4 protein-coding genes are annotated in these 3,326 nt (G+C 51.5%); all 4 read right to left on the bottom strand.

The annotated features are described in order from the left end of the window. Positions 1–1,644, bottom strand: a 1,644-nt coding sequence (locus HWQ67_RS14980; protein ID WP_218253498.1) for a transglycosylase domain-containing protein, incomplete at its 3' end; no start/stop codon positions are given. Continuing rightward, entirely contained in the window at positions 1,631–1,984 is a 354-nt protein-coding gene (locus HWQ67_RS14975; protein ID WP_218253497.1) for an ATP synthase subunit I, read from the bottom strand. The genes HWQ67_RS14975 and HWQ67_RS14980, both read right to left, overlap by 14 nt. Then, a complete protein-coding gene (locus tag HWQ67_RS14970) occupies positions 1,977–2,204 on the bottom strand; it encodes an AtpZ/AtpI family protein (protein WP_218253496.1) in 228 nt (75 codons plus the stop codon). Before HWQ67_RS14970 ends, HWQ67_RS14975 begins: the two co-directional genes overlap by 8 nt. A gap of 17 nt (positions 2,205–2,221) precedes the next feature. Beyond that, positions 2,222–3,326: sulfate reduction electron transfer complex DsrMKJOP subunit DsrP (gene dsrP, locus HWQ67_RS14965; RefSeq protein ID WP_218253495.1), on the bottom strand; the 1,105-nt coding region annotated here is incomplete at its 5' end.

The raw sequence follows: 3,326 nt of genomic DNA, 5'->3' as shown, positions 1-3,326 counted from the left end.
GGTCTTGCCATATACCGTTCTGTTTAACACCAGCGCCTTTCTACCCGTACCCTCTTGCACGACAGCGCCAAGGACGTCCCGCATCCTATCTACAACGTCATCATCAATGATATCCTCTCCGTTTAAACTGAACTCGTCCAAGGTGATGTCATCCCTGTCTGCGATCCTTTCAATGGAGGTGTTTTCAAATCGCTTCCCCGTGGCTATCGCACAGTAGGCATAGGCCAACTCGATCACGGTCAATTCCGAGGCGCCCAGACACGATGGCATGTAGGGCTGTATCTTGGTGTTGATGCCAAGTTGCTGTGCAGTTTCAAGCACATTATTGAGCCCCACCTTATTGCCAAGATAGACGGTGGCGGCATTTAAGGATTGCGACAGGGCATAGCGCAACGTGACAACACCGTTGTAGACACGCTTGTAGTTCCTGGGTACCCAGACGTCTGCCTTAGTCCTTCCAGGGAAGGATATCTCCTCGTCCAGGATAGTGTCATCTGGGGTCATTCCCTGGTTAAACGCCGTGAGATAGACAATCGGTTTGAAGGCCGAACCCGGTTGACGCTTGGCCTGCGTTACCCGGTTGAACTGCGTGTTCCAGAAGTCCGTCCCGCCTACCATTGCCTTGATGGCGCCCGTGTTTAACTCTATGGCGATGAGTGCGGCCTGGACGTTCTTTCTGCCGCGCTTGGCCATGGCATTGATGCCGTTTGTGACGGCGGTCTCCGCAATTGTCTGGAGCCTGTAATTGAGGGTGGTGTGAATTTTTATACCGCTTGTAAACAGCTTATCTCCGTACCTGTCCTCCAGCTCGTTGCGGATGTAGTCGATAAAGTATGGCGCCTTGTACCGTCTGCTGTTGTACAGGGTCGGCAGCGGGACCTTTAAGGCCGTATCGTGCTGTGTTTTGGTTATGAAGCCGTTTTCGTACATCCTCCTGATTGCGTAGTTTCTCCTGTTGAGCGCCTTTGGAGGATTCTTAAACGGCGAATACACCGCCGGCGCCTTGGGGATGGCCGCCATCAGCGCAGCCTCGGCGATACTGAGGCTTTCGGTGGTCTTACCGAAGTAGGTGAAGGCCGCTGCCTCTATGCCATAGGCGCGGGTGCCAAAGTAGGCCTGATTGAGATACAGGCCCAGGATTTCGTCCTTTGTGTAATGTCTCTCTATCTGGATGGACAGGGCGGCCTCCTTGACCTTTCTGCTGATACTCCTGTCGGGTTTGAGAAAGAGCATCTTGGCAAGTTGTTGTGTGATAGTGCTGCCCCCCTGGACGAATCCCATGGCCTTGATATCCTCTATCAGGGCGCCAAAGACCCGGACAAAATCTATCCCCCTGTGCTTATAGAATCGGTTATCCTCTACGGCGATGAAGGCGTTTTTGACGTGCGTCGGTATCTTGTAATACGGCACAAACGTGCGCCTCTCTACAAACAGCTCTGCCAGCAGCTCGTTGTCTGAGGAGTACACCAGCGAGGACTCCAGTGGTGAGTACTCTTCCAGTTGCTTTATCCGTGGCAGGTCTGACAGAGTCCAGAAGACAAAACCGCCCAGAGAACCCATCCCCAAAGCAAACACGATAAACCCTAAAATCCATTTTACATGGGGTCTTGTCTTCTTTCCCTTAATAGCGCTACCCTTGTTCAAGTCCTCTCCTGTTGATATAGCCATCAATCATGATCACAACGTTGATCAGCGCAAAACCGATAAATATACCCGTTACGTCTGCCATATTCAAAGATAATACTACTATAAGGGCAATAAAAACAAGCCCCAGGCGCATCATGTTTAACGATGCTATAAACATCTGGTGTCGCTGTCCCGCGATAAGTCTCCTGATGCTCCACCTCAGCAGGGCGTAGTTTACCAGACCCAGGAGCCATCCTGCGGCGATGCTGACAAACATTCTCCTACCGCTGCACCACGCCGATACAATGGTCGCACCCACAAGCAACAAGACGGCGTAGAGCAGGTAGAGTCTATTCATCCCTCTCCAACTGTCTCCTGGCAACCCTGAAGACCTCGATAAAGCCGGAGATTACCCCCAAGAAAAAAAATGCTATCGTCAGATACGGGGAAGAGCCAAAGAGCTTATCCAGCCCCATGCCGAGCACCAGCCCAACGATGACCGAAACGATGAAGCTCAGAGCAACACCGCTGGCAAAGGCCAGGTGTTTCAGCAGGGAGTGGGATTGATGCTTTGCCAATGCGGTCTGTGTGTGCGTTAGTGGCGCAGTTTTGACATATCCGGTGTGGCCCCTTTTGGCAGAAGCGTTAGCTCTCCTTCATAGATAGGTATGGCGGTCTTGACCATAAATGTGTAGATCAAGGCACCGATGGCCCAGATACCTGCGCTTACCTTGATTTCCAGGATGTTGGGCAGGTAGTCGTAAATCTCACCGAGGGTGTCCGGGACAAATCCGGGGATGATCAGGCCCATGCCTTTTTCTATGTAGACGCCAACGATTACCAGTACACAGGCTACGTTTAAGAAGCGGAAGTTTCTCCTGGTCTTTGGGTCTATAAACAGGAAAAACGCCGTCAGATTACACGCAACCGCCGTCCATGTAAAAGGTACCAGGACATCATGCCCGTGCAGTCCGAAGAAGAGGTACTTCATGGGAGCGAGATGGATACTGTCCGAGTAGAACTCCTTGAATATTTCGGCGCCGAACAGGTAGAGGTTGAGACCCATGGCGTATGCGATTAATTCAGCGATTTTAAATATGGCGGCATCGGTAACGTCTATCTTTGAGAGTTTTCTGGCTGCCTGAAAGATGAGTATCATCAGGGCCGGCCCCGAGCAGAGTGCAGAAGCGATAAAGCGTGGCGCCACGATGGATGCGTTCCAGAAGGGACGTGATGACAGGCCATTGTACAGGAATGCCGTTACCGTGTGTATGCTGATAGCCCAGGGTATAGAGAGCAGGACGATAGGCCACATAATGGACATACTGTACGCCTTACCATGAGCCGCTCTGTAGAGGACGTAGGAGACGGCCGTGAGGTTTATAACGAGGTAACCGTTAAGCGCTATTACGTCCCAGACCAGGAGTGAACTGGGGAAGTTAGGCGATAACATTATGTGCCATGCAAGTTGTGGTCTTCCCAGGTCAACGACAACGAACATTATGCACATAATTAATGCGGTGACGGCTATCATTTCGCCAAACAGAACGATTTCCTTTATCGGTTTAAAGTTATACAGATACGCCGGTATGACCAGGAGGACAGCGGCAGCGGCCACGCCTACAAGGAAGGTGAAGTTTGAGATGTAGAACCCCCAGGACACCTGGTCTCTCATGTTTGTGACGATCAGTCCATTCTGC

The sequence above is a fragment of the Candidatus Magnetobacterium casense genome (assembly GCF_019173545.1).
Classification (GTDB): Bacteria; Nitrospirota; Thermodesulfovibrionia; order Thermodesulfovibrionales; family Magnetobacteriaceae; genus Magnetobacterium; species Magnetobacterium cryptolimnobacter.
The sequence above is the reverse complement of the archived record's forward strand: the minus strand, read 5'-3'. Positions and strand labels throughout refer to the sequence as shown.